Source organism: Phyllobacterium sp. RCAM01083 (assembly GCF_055685835.1).
In genome coordinates this window covers 1,844,125-1,858,631 of the sequence record NZ_JBVFZN010000005.1, presented here as the reverse complement: position 1 = coordinate 1,858,631, position 14,507 = coordinate 1,844,125, and the positions used below count along the sequence as shown (strand labels likewise).

Genomic DNA, 14,507 nt, shown 5'->3' with positions numbered 1-14,507 from the left:
ACGTCGATCCGGTTCCGCGTTTACCCCATCCTTGCGTGTGAGGTGTCTGCCCGTGGCAGCCCGCAGGAGATGGAAAGGATGGCATCGATGGTTACACGCAGACAGACTTTTTCGCTGATCGGGGCGGCGGCCGTGACTGCGCTCGTGCCGTTGTCCGTCCGGGCGGCCGCTACGGTGCCGGTCAAAACACTACGCATCGGCTGGCAGAAAAATGGTGTCCTCGCCCTGGCCAAAGGGACGGGCGCGCTGGAGAAACGCTTGGCAGCGCGCGGCATCGCCGTGAGCTGGGCCGAATTCTCCTCCGGTCCGCCGCTGCTCGAGGCGCTGGGTGCCGGTGCGGTCGATTTCGGTCCGACCGGCGATGTGCCGCCGCTCTTTGCACAGGCCGCGGGCGGCAATCTGGTCTATGCCGGCACCTACAAGGGCTCGCCGGACGGATCGGCCATTCTGGTGCGCAGGGATTCGCCGATCAACAGTCTTGCCGATCTCAAAGGCAAGCGCGTTGCCTTCAAGCGCGGCTCGAGCGCACACAATTTTACGGTCAAGGCGCTGCGCACGGCGGGCCTGTCGGTGAACGACATCACGGCGTCGGACCTATCGCCGCCGGATGCGGCGGCGGCCTTTTCCTCCGGCCAGATCGATGCGTGGTCGATCTGGGACCCCTATCTGGCGGTTGCTGAAAAACGTCCCGAAACCCGTGTTCTGGCAACGGGCCGGGGAATCGTCGACAGCTGGTCGTATTTCCTCAGCAACGGCGATTTCGCCGCCGCCCATGGCGATATCCTGAGCGATGTGCTGGACGAACTGGCGCGGGTTGGCCGGGCGGCGCAGGACAATCTGGACGAAACCGTCGCCGCCCTGTCGAAAATCACCGGCGTGCCTGAGGATATCCAGAGGGTCACGCTGACTCGCGACGGTGCCCAGCTGGGGAATGTCGGAGCCGTCACCCCGGAGGTTGTCGCCTATCAGCAGGCGCTGGCGGATGAGTTCTATGCGTTGAAGATCATTCCCAAAAAACTCAACGTCAGCGATATCGTCTGGAAGGGCAGGCCCGCCTGAGCCGCCCATTCGGGGGGAGTCAGGACTTGCTGTCCTCATTGCGCAAATTGGCATTGACGCGATTGAGAAAGGCCACGAACTGCGCCGTCTCGCCGGCGGAAAAACCCGTCATGGCCAGGATGTTGCCCTCATTCAGCGCCGCATAAGCCTGCGGCAGGCGCTCGAAGGCGAGCGCGGTGAGCTCGATGATCTGGCTCCGCCGATGGGCCGGATCGGGCTTGCGCTGAATGAAGCCGTCCCGTTCCATCCGGGCCAGCGCCTGGGCCATGGACGGCTGTTCCACCTGCAGCAGCCGGGCCAGATCGGCCTGCGTCGATGCTTCGCCATTCTTCACCGCCACCAGAACCGGGAGATAGGCCGCGCCGAGACCAAGCGGCCGCAGCCGCTCCTCGCCTCTGCGCATCAGCTCTCGCGCTGCCTGCTTGATGAGGAAAGATGGGGTTTGTCTCGGGTCCGGGTCGGGCATGGCGATTCTCCTTGCATAGGACCCTATGATATAATAATAGGACCCTATGCAATCTACCAGTGAGATGATGAACATGTCAAAGAATTCAGGGATCGCCATTGTCGGCGGTGGCCCAGGCGGGCTGTTGCTCGCGCGTATGTTGTATCTGAAGGGCGTCGCCTTCACCGTTTATGAGCGGGATGAATCGCCCATGCATCGCGGGCAGGGCGGCATGCTCGACCTGCATCCCGGAACCGGGCAGTATGCCATGAAGCGAGCCGGGCTGTTTGCCGAGTTTCAGCATTTTGCGCGCTACGAAGACCAGGGCACGCGGCTCTATGATAAGCACGGCCTGCTTGTGTACAAGGACGATGCCTCCGACGGGGACCGCCCGGAGATTGACCGCAGCCAATTGAGAGACCTGCTTTTGCGGTCCATTCCGGCAGACAGCGTTCGCTGGGGCTGCCGTTTGACGGAAGCCCTGGGGTGCAATGACGGCACGTTCGAACTGCATTTCGAAAACGGTTCCGTCGCCCGGCATGATTTCGTTGTCGGAGCTGACGGCGTCGGGTCAAGGGTGCGTGCACTGGTGTCGGACGAAAAGCCCCGGCATATCGGACTGACCCTCTATGAACTTGCGATCGACGATGCCGACACGCGCCATCCCGATATCGCGGCGCTGGTCGGACGCGGCACGATGATTGCCAAGGGCGACGGCAAGTCGGTCTTCGCGCAGCGCAACGCCAATGCGCATATCCGCGTCTATGCAGCGCTGCGGGGCGAGGAGACGCCGGGGTTCGAGGCGACGAAGGCAAGCCTCGCCGCGCAGTTCGCCGGCTGGGACGGCAGTCTGCTGCAGCTCATAGAATCGGCAAAGGACACGGTGCGGCCCTGGCCGATTTGCGCGCTGCCCGTCGGGCACCGCTGGCAGAGCCGCGCTGGTGTGACGCTGATCGGCGATGCGGCGCATGTCATGCCACCGGCGGGCGAGGGCGGCAATCTGGCGCTGCGCGATGCCGCCGATCTCGCCGATGCCTTGACCGGGGACGAGGACCGGAACACGGCTGTGCGGGCTTACGAAGCCACGATGTGGGAACGGGCCGCGACGGCTGCGGGCGAGGCGATGCAGGCGATGGCCGCCGGTTTTGCCGAGGACAGTCTGGAAGCAACGATGAAGCGGATCAGCGGCGCGGCCTGAACTCAGCGCCTGTTGCACCCGATCAGCACGGAATTCCCGTCGACATATTTGCTGCGCATGGTGTAGAGCCAGCCGCGGCATTCTTCCATCGTGCGGAAGCAGCGAAAGTCGGAAACCGGCACATTGTCGCTGCCCATGGAAATGATCGGATTGTCGGTGGTGCCGGAATAGCGGCCGACGATCACGCCCGATCCGCGCGGCGGGTTGTTGCAGCGCTGCCCGGCAAATTCGCTGACATTCTTGCGAACCGCTGCCTGCACCCCGGTTGTATCCAGAACCGAAAGCAGGGGCTGGGCGGCGAACGCCACGCCGAGCATCAGGACAAGAGCGCTTCGTTTCATCATAAACCTCCGCAGTGAACCAAGTCTGACATTGCTTCCCCACAAGCGCTTTGTGTCTTTATAGCCGAAACCGCAGCACGTGTAACCGTGACGCGGTGCACGGGCGAACACATCTGCGCGACCCAGCCGCCCGCTGGTGTCAACGGGCGGCGGGGATGAGGTGCCAGTGATCAGGCAGCGGTCTTGTTCACGAGCTTGAGGGCATAGGCATAGACATAGGCGACTTCCTCCAGATGGGAGAAGCGGCCGGAGGCGCCCGCATGCCCGGCATCCATGTTGACGCGGAACAGCACGGGATGATCGTCGGTCTTGAGCTCGCGCAATTTGGCCACCCATTTGGCCGGTTCCCAGTATGTGACGCGCGGATCGGTCAGCCCGGCAACCGCCAGAACCGGCGGATAGGCCTGCGCCCGGATATTGTCGTAGGGCGAATAGGACGCCATGTAGGCATAGTCCGTCGGCGAGGTGATCGGATTGCCCCATTCGGTCCATTCGGGCGGGGTGAGCGGCAAGGTATCGTCCAGCATCGTGTTGATGACGTCGACAAAGGGCACTTCGGCGATGATGCCGCCAAACGCCTCCGGCGCCATGTTGGCAACCGCGCCCATCAGCAGGCCGCCGGCCGAGCCGCCATGGGCAATGGTGCCTTGCGGATTGGTAAAGCCTTCCGCCACGAGATGGCGGGCGACTGCGATGAAATCGCTGAACGTGTTCTTCTTGTGCAGGCGCTTGCCGTTCTCATACCAGGCATAGCCCTTGTCCTTGCCGCCGCGAATATGGGCGAGGGCGTAGATGAAACCGCGATCGACGAGCGACAGGCGCGTGGTGCTGAAACTTGCCGACATGGTCGAGCCGTAGGAGCCATAGCCGTAGAGCAGGCAGGGTGCGGAACCATCCAGTTTCGTATCGCGGTGATAGACGATGGAAACCGGCACGGTTTCGCCGTCCGCCGCCGGAGCCAGCAGCCGCCGCGTGACATAGTCGTCCGGGTTGTGGCCGGAGGGGACTTCCTGGGTTTTCAGCAGCGTGCGCTCGCGCGTGCGCATATTGTAGTCGTAGAGCTGCGATGGCGTGGTCATGGAGGAGTAGGAGAAGCGGATGACCTCGCTGTCATATTCGGGGCTTCCCTGCAGGCCGAGGGAAAACGCTTCCTCGTCAAAGGCGATGGCGTGTTCCTCGCCCGTGTGGCGGTTGTGGATCATGATGCGCGGCAGGCCGTTTTCCCGCTCCAGCCAGACCAGATAATCCCTGTAGGCGCCATGGCCGAGCAGCAGGCGTCCCGGCTTGTGCGCCACCACCTCGGTCCAGTTGGCCGGTTCCGGCGCGGTGACCGGCGTGCGCATGATCTTGAAATCCTTGGCACCGTCGATGTTGGTGAGGATGTAGAAGACATCGCCGCCTTCGGTCATGCTGTATTCCACGCCGGACTGGCGCGCGGCGACAAGGCGGGGTTCGGACGCGGCATCCCTGGCATCGAGCAGCCAGACTTCCGACGTTTCGTGATCGTGACAATCGATGAAGATGAAATCATCGAGCGCGCTGCCGCTGACACCCATGAAAAAGCCGGGATCCATTTCCTCATGGATCAGGCGGTCCGCGCTCTCCGGCTGGCCGAGCACGTGGTAGAACAGGCGCGACGGGCGGTGGTTGGCATCCACCTTGGTGTAGTAAAAGCCGGTTGACTGGGCATTCCACACGCCGTCGCCCGATGTTTCCGTGACCACATCGGTCGCGTCGGCCAGCGTCGTCAGATCGCGCACCCGCAATGTGTAGAACTCGGACCCCTTGTCATCGAAACCCCAGATCATCCTGGTGTGATCCGGCGAATGATCGGCGGAAGCCAGGCTGAAATAGGCCTTGCCTTCGCCTTCCAGATCGCCGTCCAGCAGCATCGTCTCCGCGCCGCCGTCGCGCGGTATGCGGAAGAAGCGCGGATGCTGGCCGCCGGTCTTGTAGGACGTGCCATAGGCAAAGGGGCCGTCCTTGGAGGGCACCGAGGAATCGTCTTCCTTGATCCGCCCCTTCATCTCGTCGAACAGGGTGCTCTGCAGCGCCTTCGTGTCGGCCATCAGCGCAGTTTGATAGGCGTTTTCCGCTTCCAGGTGGCTGCGGATGGCCGGATCGAGCACGGACGGATCCTTGAACACGTCCTGCCAGTTGTCGGCGCGCATCCACGCATAGTTGTCGACACGGGTTATGCCGTGGCGCGTGTCCGATACCGGGTGTTTGGCGGATTGCGGGGCGGGGAGAGAGGTGAAACGTGATGTTTTGGTCATGAAATACTCTCAGTACAGTGGATGGAACGGGCTGATGACTTTGCAACGGAACAATGTCGCACTTTGCCGGAGAACACGATGACAATCACATCTGCGAAGGATTCGTCAATCCTGCCTGTCCGGAACAGCGCCTTGCTCCGGGCGTGCCGACAGACGAGATCCGCCGGTTCATCTGCGAATACTGTGGCGCGCCGCCTGCAACACTATTGCCGCGCTCCCGCGCCCGTCGCCAATCCGGTGACGAAAGTCGCATCTTTTGCCGGTTTTACAGCCGTTCGGCCGCTGATCGGGGCTCGCGAGTAGGATTTTTCGCGCATATTTCCACGTAATTTGTCTTTTTGATCAAAAACAGAATTACTTAATATTGTCTCATGTTGCACTAAAGTAGGTCTGGCACTGCACTGAGCGGCCTCCGTTGTTATAGAATGCTTGTGAAATGCGGATTGGTTCCTCATTTTTGCCATTTTTGGTCTTAGTGGTGTTGTGCGGATGTTCACGTGTGAACATTTATGTTATCATATGTGTAGCGGGATTTTAGCTTTCCTGGTCCAATCAGCGCCAGGTTCGCAGTAAATTCAATATCAAGGAAAAATTACAAATATTTCTTTTTTAGGTGAAGTATTGATTTGACAATTAGAGCTCCATCCTGAATACAGTGTCGTCATCAGTGTCAGGGTTTCTGATATTTGCAGATTTATACTGCTTGCTTTCCCGTGTAATACCAACTTTTCAAATTAGATGAAGGATTTGGACTTTGATGACAACATTCGACAATTCAAATACAGCTGCTGGAGACGTTCTCCTGGAACTGACCGCTGAATTGGTTGCTGCTTACGTAAGCAACAATTCAGTGCCATCTGGCGATCTTCCCGCGCTTATCGCTGATGTCCACGCTGCTCTTGGTCGGGTCGGTAGTGGTGCAGAAGCAGTCGTCGCGATTCAGGAAAAGCCAAAGCCTGCAATCAACCCGAAGAAATCCGTTGCGGATGACTACATTGTCTGCCTCGAAGACGGCAAGAAGTTCAAGTCTTTGAAGCGTCATCTGATGACCCATTACGGTCTGACGCCTGAGCAGTATCGCGAAAAGTGGGATCTGGATGCCTCCTATCCGATGGTTGCACCCAATTACGCTGCTGCGCGCTCGCGTCTGGCCAAGAACATGGGCCTCGGCCGCAAGCGCAAGAAGGCTGCTTGACAGCAAGCGGTTCAGACTATTTGCGAGACGGCGCCTTCGGGCGCCGTTTTGTTATCCGGGCTCTGTTTCCCGCGCGCGGGCGCCGGCACGGATTTCAGCCCCTCATGGATTTCAGCAAAGTATCCAGGGCTTGCTTGAGACCGATATGACGATTGAGGTCATAGCTCCAGTGCCCCTTGCCGCCCTTGATCCTCTCTCGTTCAATCAAACGCTTTAACCGCCTGCAATAGGTCTGCTTCTCGGCGGCGCCTAGCGCGATCACCGCGTCAAGATCTTCGCCGCAGAGGATTTGCAGCGCCAGGCGTTGCCGCGCCATACTGCGCTGCGCGTCCCTCGCAGCCAGGAATGCCGCCCTCTGCTTCGTCCATTCGCTTTGAACCATGTTTCCGTCCTCGATGGTGGATGGACACACTTTGCCTTGCTTTGAGGAATGTAGGACAAAAGTCCTAGATTACGTGAGTGGTTTCAGAAAAGAATCCGTGAAAACAACGACATGATGTTTGTGCGCGGGAAAACTTATCCACGGTCTTGCTGGGAATAATATAAGAAGATATTCCTATATATGAAGTGGAGCGAGCATGTCCGAGAATTTCCCCCATCTGATCCGCTCTGCCGCCGAGGCGCGGGCGATGATTGAGATCCTCCGTCAAGCGCGTCCGAAACCGAAGCGGGCAGAGCCCGTTGCCCCGGATGGGGGCGAACCGCCGGACGGCCGTCTTTTTCATGTCTGCGACTGCGTGATCGACATTCTCGCCAGCTTCTTCAATGTCAGCGGCCGCGAACTGCGCGCGCATTCCCGTTGCGAGCGGTCGGTGGCCCGCGTCCGGCAGATCGGCATGTATGTGGCGCATGTCACGCTGTCGCTGACCATGACGGAGGTCGGGCGTGCCTTCGGGCGCGACCGCAGCACGGTCAACCATGCCTGTCATCTGATCGAGGATATGCGCGACGAGCCGGAGTTCGACCGGGTTGTGCAGACTCTTGAAAACATTCTGCGGGCGGCGTTCCTGCGCAGCGGCATGGTGCGCCAATGAGCGTCCGGGGCAAAAGCGGTGCCGGCGTGCGCCGGGTGCTGTGCTTTCTGGCTAAGGCTGCTGCAGAACCTGCAACTGCAGGCAATGGCAAGATGACGCTGGAAAGTGCCGCGGGCGGCGCGATTTCCATCGGGACGGCGGTGCTTGACCATGTCCTGCGCGAAGGACTGGCGCGCTCCGCTGACGGCATGCTCATCATCACCGATGCGGGCAGGGCGTTCCTGCGCCGGCTGGATGGCGGGGCCGATGCCTTCGCCGCCCAGCATCGCCTTGAAACGCTGGCGGCACCGGGCAACCGGCCCGGCGCGGCACGGGTCCGGCGCAACGAAGCGGAATCGCCGCTTGGCCTGTTGCGCCGGCGCAGGGATTCGTCCGGCGTCCCGCTGATCAGCGAGGCCGCCTTCAAGGCCGGGGAGCAATTGCGCAACGATTATACGCTCGGCAATTTCATGCCGCCGCTTGGCGCCAACTGGAGCGCCGTGGGAAGCGGTGCCAGCCGCCGATCCGGCAATGGTGTCCTGGAAATCACCGATGCCGTACTGGCGGCACGGCAGCGGGTCGAGCGGGCGCTGGATGCGGTCGGGCCGGAACTGTCCGGCGTGCTGGTGGATGTCTGCTGCTTTCTCAAGGGCCTCGAGAGTGTCGAGCGGGAACGGCAGTGGCCGGTCCGTTCCGCCAAGCTCATCCTCAAGACGGCGCTGGCGGCGTTGGACAGACATTACTGCCCGCCATCGCCCGCCCGGCGCAATCCGCGCATCATTCACTGGGGAGCCGGGGATTACCGTCCCACGCTTGCGCGGTAGCAGCGTTGTTGTGCGTGGTTCGACAAGCTCACCATGAGGGAGAAAGGTGGGCTGCAATGCCACTTGCAGATGTTGCAGAAAGTAGCTCCCTGCCGCCCTCAACGTCCCTCATGGTGAGCTTGTCGAACCACGCACCACGCATTGGCGGGAATGCCCCGATGAAAATCCCACTGTCAGGGCGTGTCCTCAGTGCTGCGTGGCGCTGGCTGATCCGAGGGCTGCCTGCGCCTCGTTGCGGATGCGGGCGACCATCGAGCGCAGGCCGTTGGAGCGCTGCGGTGTCAGGTTTTCGTTCAGGCCCAGTTTCTTCAGGATGGCTTCCGGATCGATGGCGAGGATTTCCGACGCCTTCCTGCCGGAATAGAGCACCATCATGATGGCGACGAGGCCGCGCACGATATGCGCATCGGAATCGCCGAGGAAATCGATGACCGGATCGGCGCCGTCGCTGGGCGTGCTCTTCAGCCAGACCTGGCTGACGCAGCCATTCACCTTGTGCTGCGCATCGCGGGCGGCATCCGGATAGGGCTTCAATTCGCGGCCGAGATCGATGACATAGCGGTAGCGGTCTTCCCAATCGTCCAGGAAGTCGAAATCCGCGATGATGTCGTCAATTGTCTGTGCCATAGGTCCAGTCTCGCATGTGATGTGGCACATATAGTGATGCGAAAGCCGTACGTCATCGTTTTTCCTGTCGCGCAGGCTACTTCTTTGCGATTGTGCCCGTTGTCTTGCCGTCGACGGCATTGGCCTGTTCGCGCTGGCGGATGGCCGCTTCCAGAATTTCGCGCATCGCCATCTCGCGCAGCTTGGCCTTGATCAGATCGCTCTTGTCCGTGGCAGTGGCGGCATCGGCGGTGTCCCCATGGGCGGCGGCAACGGTCGCATCGGCGCCGTTGGCCTTGGCGCCCAGCTGCGTATCGAGATACTGATAACCGACCTTGGCCACTTCGCCGGCGCGAACGCCCGCATTGTTCAGGGCCGCCTTGCCGGTTTCGCAGGCATTGGGATTGCGCGTGCAGAACTGGCTGAGATCGCTGATCGTCTCGCGTGCGGCAAAGAAAGCCTCGAGCGGGCCGGGTTGCGGGGCTCCTTGCGGATTGTCTTTCGAATCCACTGGAATGAACAGCGAAATCAAAAACATCCAGAAGCAGAACTTGATCGCAAACCTGATCAGGAAGAACATTTCAGATATCCTCTGCCAACACCGGAACCGCTTCCCAGGAGCAGCCCATGCCGAGACATTGCCACAGACAAGGCAAAAACCGGTTGAGACGCGGTTTTGCATTTGAGCGATCATAGAAACCAAGGATTAAGAAATCTTGGAGCCCGAAATGCCGGTTTTGCGATTCGACCAGCAAATCGCCGGCAACCCGAAACCCTTCATTTACCATGCATTGAAAAGCGTCCTCACATTCGGCTGAAACCGGTTGTGCGGGACATCTGCGTCCCCGGTTTTATCCTTTCCTTAAAGCCTCGTCTGCAAAAGTTAACGGCGACATTGAAATGACCGTGACGCATCCGGCCCCGGCCGGACCGTCCGGATAGCAGGAAAAAACTGGTGCCGATTCATTCCGTCACACTGCCCAGAATTGCTGATGCCTACCGGCGCCATTGCAAACGCTGGGTGAGCACATCTGTTGCCGGCGCATCCGAACGCGACAGGGACGCCCGCATGGCCGGTGCCTTCCTCGCCATGCCGTTCCTGCTGGCCGTTGCGCTGGCCGCCAGCCACTCCCTGTTCAGTGAAGCCGGTGGCATGCTCAGCCTCGGCGTCGGTGTTTTTGCCCTGCCGATGATTTTCTGCGGAACGCTCTCGCTGGTTCGCAACAGCACGCGGTTGGGTCTGGCTGCGCTGGCATCCTACGGCGCTGCCATCGCGCTGATCGCCGTCATGGCGCCGTCCGCCAATCTCCTGCTCTGGATCATGGGCGCGGCGATCCCGCTCGAAGCCTGGTTCGTCATGCGCTCGCAAAAGGCGCTTGTCCTCTCCGGCGGCATTGCCGCGGCGGTGCTTGCCGTTCTCCTCGGCGTGTCCGTGTGGATGGGCGGCAACGTCACCCTGACGGCATTCTCCCTGCTGGCCGCGCTCGCTTACGGGGCAACGCTGTTGGTCCGTTCCGCCGGTGCGCTGGTGGCGCGCGGTCAGGAAGCGCGCCGCGACGACCGTGTTGCCGATCTGGAGAGCGCCGTTGACGGCGTGGTGATCGGGCTTGGCCGCGACGGCATGATCACGGCATTGTCCTGCAAGGCGCAGGAGCATTTCGGCGTGGCCCGCAGCCTGCTGATCGGCACGGCGCTGGTCGACCGCGTGCACGTCTCGGACCGCGTGCATTTCCTGGCGTTCCTGTCGGATTTGCGCAGCGGTACGGCCGCCACGGCGGCGGAGATAAAGCTGCGCTGCGTTGCACCGGGCGATGCGGCGAAACCGGCGCATACCGTGCGCTTTGCCACCTATCGCCTTTCCGGCGTGCCGCAGAGCCGGGACAATGGTTTCGTCGTCGTGGCAACGGATATCTCCGGCGCAGTCGCCGACCGCTTTGCGCTCGATGCCGCGCGCACCCAGGTCGAGACAGCCGAGGTGACCAAGGGCCGCTTCCTGGCTTCGGTCAGCCATGAGCTGCGCACCCCGCTCAATTCCATCATCGGCTTCTCCGATGTGCTGCTGCAGGAAATCTGCGGCAAGCTGCCCGATGCGCGCCAGCGCGAATATGTCGAGCTGGTGCACCAGTCCGGCACGCATCTGCTTTCCGTGGTCAATGCTATCCTCGACGTATCCAAGATCGAGGCCGGAACCTACCCGATCATGGCCGAGCCCTTCGCCTTCAAGGATGCGGTGACCATGGTACACGACATGATGGCGCATCAGGCCTCGCAGAAGAACGTGACGCTGTGCGACCGTGTCAGCCGCAACATCGGCACTGTCGTTGCCGACCAGCGCGCCATCCAGCAGGTGCTGATCAACCTGGTGTCGAATGCGGTCAAGTTCACCGAGAGCGGCGGCGTGGTCACCATCGACGCCGGGCTGCACGGCGACATGCTGGCCTTCTCCGTCAGCGATACCGGCATCGGCATTGCCGAGGCGGATCTGCTGACGCTCGGCCAGCCATTCCGCCAGGTGCAGAACGATTACACGCGCAGGCACGAAGGCACCGGCCTTGGCCTTGCCACCGTCAAGGGCCTGATCGGCCTGCATGGCGGCCAGATGGACATCCGCAGCCGTCCCAGTGAGGGCACGGTGGTGAATGTTCTCATTCCACTCGCCGGTCCGCGGATCGAGCCGGTTCCGGCGGAACCGGTCAATATCGTCGAATTCCGGGCCGACGGCGACAGTGAGGGAGGTTCGCATGCGCAAGCCCGCAAATCGGCCTGACAGCAGGAAGCGCCGCGCCCCCAAGCGCGGCCATATGGCCCGTATCGCCATCGGGGCAGGCGGGCTGATTGCCCGCAACCCGACGATCACCGGCGGCGCGACGGCGTTTCTGGTGACCCTCGGCTTCATCTCCGCCAATGCGCTGTGGTATCAGCCGCAGGTGCATGACGGCGTGTTCTTCCGCACCCGGCCGGAGCTGGTGTTCAAGCCGATCAAGCACGATGGCGGCGTGTTCGGCACGCCGCAGAAGCAGAGCGCCGTCGATGCGCCGGTGCGCAAGGTCAATTCGGTTCCCGTGCCGCAGGGCAATCCTGATCCGGTCGCTGCGGCCATCAACAATGCCGCCGGCAATGGCGGCACGCCCGTGCTGGCACCTGGCGGCGATCCGGAAGTGGCGAAGATGCAGCAGAAACTGCTGTCGCTCGGCTTCTACAACGGCGCGGTCGACGGCCTCGCCGGCAAGGGCACCCGCGCCGCCATCGAGGCCTACCGCAAGGCTTCGGCCGACATGGGCATCGAGACGGCGCAGCCCGCCGTCGGCAGCGCCAGCGACACCACCGCCAGCATTGCGATCCCGGCCGCCAAGCCCGGCCACTCCGCCGAAAAAGCCACCGTCCAGACCGTATCGGCCACCCCGGCCGACAAGCTGACGGCGGGCACCGCCCAGCCGCCCGCAGGCAACAGCCTCGCCCCGGCGGAGATCGTCCGCATCCAGGCGGGCCTGCGCGCCTTCGGCAATGACAAGGTGGAGATCGACGGCAAGGTCGGCGCCAGCACCAAGACCGCCATCCGGGAATTCCAGAACCTGTTCAAGCTGCCGGTCACCGGCGAGCCCGATGCGAAACTGCTGGCCAAGATGCAGGAAATCGGCCTGATCAACTGATGAGGCTGGGCATGGGCGGTTACGGCATATGCGTCTGACATCGGAATTCTGGGTTTCCGCGCTGGTGCGCCGCATCAACGGCAGCGGTGCCTTTGCGGCGCTTGCCAACAAAGGCGCGGCGGAAGCCGGGGCGATCTTCATCAAGTTCCGCAATGCCGACGGCAGCTACGACCTGTTCGGCCCGGCGCCGCAGATGGTCTATGACGAGACCAAGCCGGACGAACGGCAGTTCACCCTGCTGCAATCGGCCGTCGCCGAAGCCGAGGCGGATGCGGCGCTGGACAAGCAGAAGCGCTGGGACCGGGATTTGTGGATCGTCGAGATTGAGGATTATCGCGGCGAGCGCGGGGACCTGTTTCCGCTCGCCCGCGACTGACCACGGACGGACGGTTGTTACGACACCCGGCGCTTGGCCGGGCCGGGCGCTGTGCCGCCGCGTTCGAAATCCGCCGCCATTTCCCGCAGTTTCTGCCGCAGCTTCTGCGAGTTTTCCTCGGTCTTCCAGCGCTGGATCGTCGCCTGCGCCTTGTCCTGGTCGATCTGGCGGTAGGACTGCACGAACAGGCGCAGCGAATGCAGGTCCTTGTGCACGAGGCCGAACAGGCCGGTCAGCACCAGATGCGCCGCTTCCGCCGAAAGTCCGAGCGCGGCGAGCGCGATGGTCAGTTCGGCATTGAGCCCGTGGCCGATGATGCGCTCGGCGGTTTCACCGTCGAGATCGAGCGCCGTGGTGAAGGCGGCGCGGAACGTATGGGTTTCGTCGAGCAGGGCGGCATCGATCAGCCGGTCGGCCAGGGCCTGATCGGCGGAATGGCCGGCATCGGATGCGCGCATCAAAGCGCGCAGCGCCTCGCGGGTTTCGCGCAGGCGCGGCGATTCGGGTTCGGCACGGTCCAAGGCTTCATTCTCCTCATGGGCGGGCAATCCGCTCTGCAGCGCCAGGGCGCGGTCAATGGCCGGGTCGTGAAAATGGCGCAGGGTCTGCAGCAGCGCGGCGTCCTCCACCGTGCGCCGGGCAATGACGCGGGCATGGCCGATGCCCCGGCGCTGGATCAGGCCGATGAGATCGCCGGGCTTGAGCACCGGCGAGCGCAGGAGCAGCGGCGCGGAGATATCCACATCATCCTCGGCGAGCGCCAGGATCAGGCGCTTGGGCGCATGCGGCATTTCGGACAGGGCAGCGGCGGCATGGCGGCGCACGCGCGGCGAGGCGAGGGCGAGCAGCGGAACGGCGAGATCCTCCAGCTGCTGGGCATCGCTCTTTGCCGGTCTTGCGACGCAGCAGAAGGCGGTGATCGATGCGGTCAGGAGATCGTCAGCCTTGCTGCCGCCATTGCGGTCTTCAAGTGCCCGAAACTCAGGATACTTCACGAACACACTCCACTCGATTACGCACGACGCTGCCAGACAATGGCTAAAATGAGCCATGAAGCGTTAGCAATCCGTTAACCCTGCGGGTGTCTAATGAAATTATGCGCGAAATGATCGCGCGCGAGCGGACCGGGACCGGTCCGCACCCCCGACGGGGAGCAAGGCAGCCAGGTTGTCCGGCGCTTTGGCCGGATGCCAAGACCAGCATGAGCGTTTGCGTATCAAGGAGATCAACGAGCCGAACGGATGGATGAAATGGGGTTTGTCATTGCCTTTCCAGGCAGCGCCTCGCGGCGCCGCACCACCACCGAGACGAAGCGGCCGGCAACCGCGCAGATCATGATTTTTCCCGGCGTGCGCTATGAGCGCCCGGCGCTGCCCGCCCGCCCGCGCGACACGGACAAGCCGGGCCACCGGTTTTTTGATCCCACACCCCAGCCGGGTTAGGGGCTTTCGTGTTGTTGCGCAAAGGCGTTTGTGGGGTTTCCGCGCGCCCGTTCTGCCGGCGCTTCGCCTGACCGGCACACGC

General features: G+C 62.3%; 16 protein-coding genes. 9 read left to right on the top strand and 7 right to left on the bottom strand.

All coding sequences use genetic code 11. The features are described 5' to 3' along the window. The first annotated feature begins 87 nt into the window (after positions 1 to 87). Positions 88 to 1,059, top strand: coding sequence for an aliphatic sulfonate ABC transporter substrate-binding protein (locus tag ACZ25R_RS15930; protein WP_472461518.1), 972 nt, complete (start codon positions 88 to 90; stop codon positions 1,057 to 1,059). 19 nt (positions 1,060 to 1,078) lie between these two features. Here ACZ25R_RS15930 and ACZ25R_RS15925 read toward each other — a convergent pair whose 3' ends face one another. Continuing rightward, positions 1,079 to 1,525 carry a MarR family winged helix-turn-helix transcriptional regulator gene (locus tag ACZ25R_RS15925; protein WP_472461517.1) on the bottom strand — a complete coding sequence of 149 codons (447 nt, stop codon included), beginning with the start codon at positions 1,523 to 1,525 and terminating at the stop codon, positions 1,079 to 1,081. Between the two features lie 73 nt (positions 1,526 to 1,598). Between ACZ25R_RS15925 and ACZ25R_RS15920 the strand changes: the two genes are divergently transcribed. Continuing rightward, complete coding sequence (locus tag ACZ25R_RS15920) at positions 1,599 to 2,702, top strand: FAD-dependent oxidoreductase (RefSeq protein WP_472461516.1); 1,104 nt, start codon at positions 1,599 to 1,601, stop codon at positions 2,700 to 2,702. Positions 2,703 to 2,704: 2 nt separating this feature from the next. Here ACZ25R_RS15920 and ACZ25R_RS15915 read toward each other — a convergent pair whose 3' ends face one another. Together ACZ25R_RS15915 and ACZ25R_RS15910 are read right to left on the bottom strand one after the other, a co-directional pair. Beyond that, entirely contained in the window at positions 2,705 to 3,043 is a 339-nt protein-coding gene (locus tag ACZ25R_RS15915; RefSeq protein WP_346307906.1) for a metallophosphoesterase, read from the bottom strand. A 170-nt stretch (positions 3,044 to 3,213) separates the two neighbouring features. After that, positions 3,214 to 5,319, bottom strand: coding sequence for a S9 family peptidase (locus ACZ25R_RS15910; RefSeq protein WP_472461515.1), 2,106 nt, complete (start codon positions 5,317 to 5,319; stop codon positions 3,214 to 3,216). Between the two features lie 757 nt (positions 5,320 to 6,076). Between ACZ25R_RS15910 and ACZ25R_RS15905 the strand changes: the two genes are divergently transcribed. Further along, on the top strand, positions 6,077 to 6,514 hold the full coding sequence (locus tag ACZ25R_RS15905) for a Ros/MucR family transcriptional regulator (RefSeq protein ID WP_091880604.1): 438 nt from the start codon (positions 6,077 to 6,079) through the stop codon (positions 6,512 to 6,514). Positions 6,515 to 6,608: 94 nt separating this feature from the next. Here the strand turns inward: ACZ25R_RS15905 and ACZ25R_RS15900 are convergent, their stop codons facing one another. After that, entirely contained in the window at positions 6,609 to 6,896 is a 288-nt protein-coding gene (locus ACZ25R_RS15900; RefSeq protein ID WP_464663039.1) for a cytoplasmic protein, read from the bottom strand. Positions 6,897 to 7,092: 196 nt separating this feature from the next. Here ACZ25R_RS15900 and ACZ25R_RS15895 point away from each other — a divergent pair, with 196 nt between their 5' ends. Continuing rightward, positions 7,093 to 7,548 carry a helix-turn-helix domain-containing protein gene (locus ACZ25R_RS15895; RefSeq protein WP_472461514.1) on the top strand — a complete coding sequence of 152 codons (456 nt, stop codon included), beginning with the start codon at positions 7,093 to 7,095 and terminating at the stop codon, positions 7,546 to 7,548. Next, positions 7,545 to 8,351, top strand: coding sequence for a DUF6456 domain-containing protein (locus ACZ25R_RS15890; protein WP_472461513.1), 807 nt, complete (start codon positions 7,545 to 7,547; stop codon positions 8,349 to 8,351). The genes ACZ25R_RS15895 and ACZ25R_RS15890 overlap by 4 nt, the downstream gene beginning before the upstream one ends. A 186-nt stretch (positions 8,352 to 8,537) precedes the next feature. On the opposite strand, the gene ACZ25R_RS15885 is transcribed toward ACZ25R_RS15890, so the two are convergent. Beyond that, positions 8,538 to 8,978: a SufE family protein gene (locus ACZ25R_RS15885; RefSeq protein ID WP_472461512.1), complete on the bottom strand. Its 441-nt coding sequence runs from the start codon at positions 8,976 to 8,978 to the stop codon at positions 8,538 to 8,540. Between the two features lie 76 nt (positions 8,979 to 9,054). Next, positions 9,055 to 9,537: a DUF5330 domain-containing protein gene (locus ACZ25R_RS15880; RefSeq protein WP_472461511.1), complete on the bottom strand. Its 483-nt coding sequence runs from the start codon at positions 9,535 to 9,537 to the stop codon at positions 9,055 to 9,057. Positions 9,538 to 9,912: 375 nt separating this feature from the next. Between ACZ25R_RS15880 and ACZ25R_RS15875 the strand changes: the two genes are divergently transcribed. Genes ACZ25R_RS15875 through ACZ25R_RS15865 form a run of 3 tightly spaced genes read left to right on the top strand, consistent with a single transcriptional unit; the run spans position 9,913 to position 12,983 of the window. After that, on the top strand, positions 9,913 to 11,724 hold the full coding sequence (locus tag ACZ25R_RS15875; protein WP_472461510.1) for a sensor histidine kinase: 1,812 nt from the start codon (positions 9,913 to 9,915) through the stop codon (positions 11,722 to 11,724). Continuing rightward, a complete protein-coding gene (locus ACZ25R_RS15870) occupies positions 11,699 to 12,607 on the top strand; it encodes a peptidoglycan-binding domain-containing protein (protein ID WP_472461509.1) in 909 nt (302 codons plus the stop codon). Before ACZ25R_RS15875 ends, ACZ25R_RS15870 begins: the two co-directional genes overlap by 26 nt. Before the next feature lie 28 nt (positions 12,608 to 12,635). After that, positions 12,636 to 12,983 carry a DUF1491 family protein gene (locus tag ACZ25R_RS15865; protein ID WP_472461508.1) on the top strand — a complete coding sequence of 116 codons (348 nt, stop codon included), beginning with the start codon at positions 12,636 to 12,638 and terminating at the stop codon, positions 12,981 to 12,983. A 17-nt stretch (positions 12,984 to 13,000) separates the two neighbouring features. On the opposite strand, the gene ACZ25R_RS15860 is transcribed toward ACZ25R_RS15865, so the two are convergent. Then, positions 13,001 to 13,978: a DUF2336 domain-containing protein gene (locus ACZ25R_RS15860; protein WP_472461507.1), complete on the bottom strand. Its 978-nt coding sequence runs from the start codon at positions 13,976 to 13,978 to the stop codon at positions 13,001 to 13,003. A gap of 255 nt (positions 13,979 to 14,233) precedes the next feature. Here ACZ25R_RS15860 and ACZ25R_RS15855 point away from each other — a divergent pair, with 255 nt between their 5' ends. Beyond that, a complete protein-coding gene (locus ACZ25R_RS15855) occupies positions 14,234 to 14,425 on the top strand; it encodes a hypothetical protein (protein ID WP_403170910.1) in 192 nt (63 codons plus the stop codon). The last annotated feature ends 82 nt before the right edge of the window (positions 14,426 to 14,507 follow it).

Excerpts from the sequence above, each read along its gene's own strand:
- ACZ25R_RS15905 (WP_091880604.1), top strand. The coding sequence starts at position 6,077 with ATGACAACATTCGACAATTCAAATACAGCTGCTGGAGACGTTCTCCTG.
- ACZ25R_RS15880 (WP_472461511.1), bottom strand. The coding sequence starts at position 9,537 with ATGTTCTTCCTGATCAGGTTTGCGATCAAGTTCTGCTTCTGGATGTTT.
- ACZ25R_RS15910 (WP_472461515.1), bottom strand. The coding sequence starts at position 5,319 with ATGACCAAAACATCACGTTTCACCTCTCTCCCCGCCCCGCAATCCGCC.
- ACZ25R_RS15895 (WP_472461514.1), top strand. The coding sequence starts at position 7,093 with ATGTCCGAGAATTTCCCCCATCTGATCCGCTCTGCCGCCGAGGCGCGG.
- ACZ25R_RS15925 (WP_472461517.1), bottom strand. The coding sequence starts at position 1,525 with ATGCCCGACCCGGACCCGAGACAAACCCCATCTTTCCTCATCAAGCAG.
- ACZ25R_RS15930 (WP_472461518.1), top strand. The coding sequence starts at position 88 with ATGGTTACACGCAGACAGACTTTTTCGCTGATCGGGGCGGCGGCCGTG.
- ACZ25R_RS15870 (WP_472461509.1), top strand. The coding sequence starts at position 11,699 with ATGCGCAAGCCCGCAAATCGGCCTGACAGCAGGAAGCGCCGCGCCCCC.
- ACZ25R_RS15900 (WP_464663039.1), bottom strand. The coding sequence starts at position 6,896 with ATGGTTCAAAGCGAATGGACGAAGCAGAGGGCGGCATTCCTGGCTGCG.
- ACZ25R_RS15855 (WP_403170910.1), top strand. The coding sequence starts at position 14,234 with ATGGGGTTTGTCATTGCCTTTCCAGGCAGCGCCTCGCGGCGCCGCACC.
- ACZ25R_RS15865 (WP_472461508.1), top strand. The coding sequence starts at position 12,636 with ATGCGTCTGACATCGGAATTCTGGGTTTCCGCGCTGGTGCGCCGCATC.
- ACZ25R_RS15885 (WP_472461512.1), bottom strand. The coding sequence starts at position 8,978 with ATGGCACAGACAATTGACGACATCATCGCGGATTTCGACTTCCTGGAC.
- ACZ25R_RS15915 (WP_346307906.1), bottom strand. The coding sequence starts at position 3,043 with ATGAAACGAAGCGCTCTTGTCCTGATGCTCGGCGTGGCGTTCGCCGCC.
- ACZ25R_RS15890 (WP_472461513.1), top strand. The coding sequence starts at position 7,545 with ATGAGCGTCCGGGGCAAAAGCGGTGCCGGCGTGCGCCGGGTGCTGTGC.
- ACZ25R_RS15920 (WP_472461516.1), top strand. The coding sequence starts at position 1,599 with ATGTCAAAGAATTCAGGGATCGCCATTGTCGGCGGTGGCCCAGGCGGG.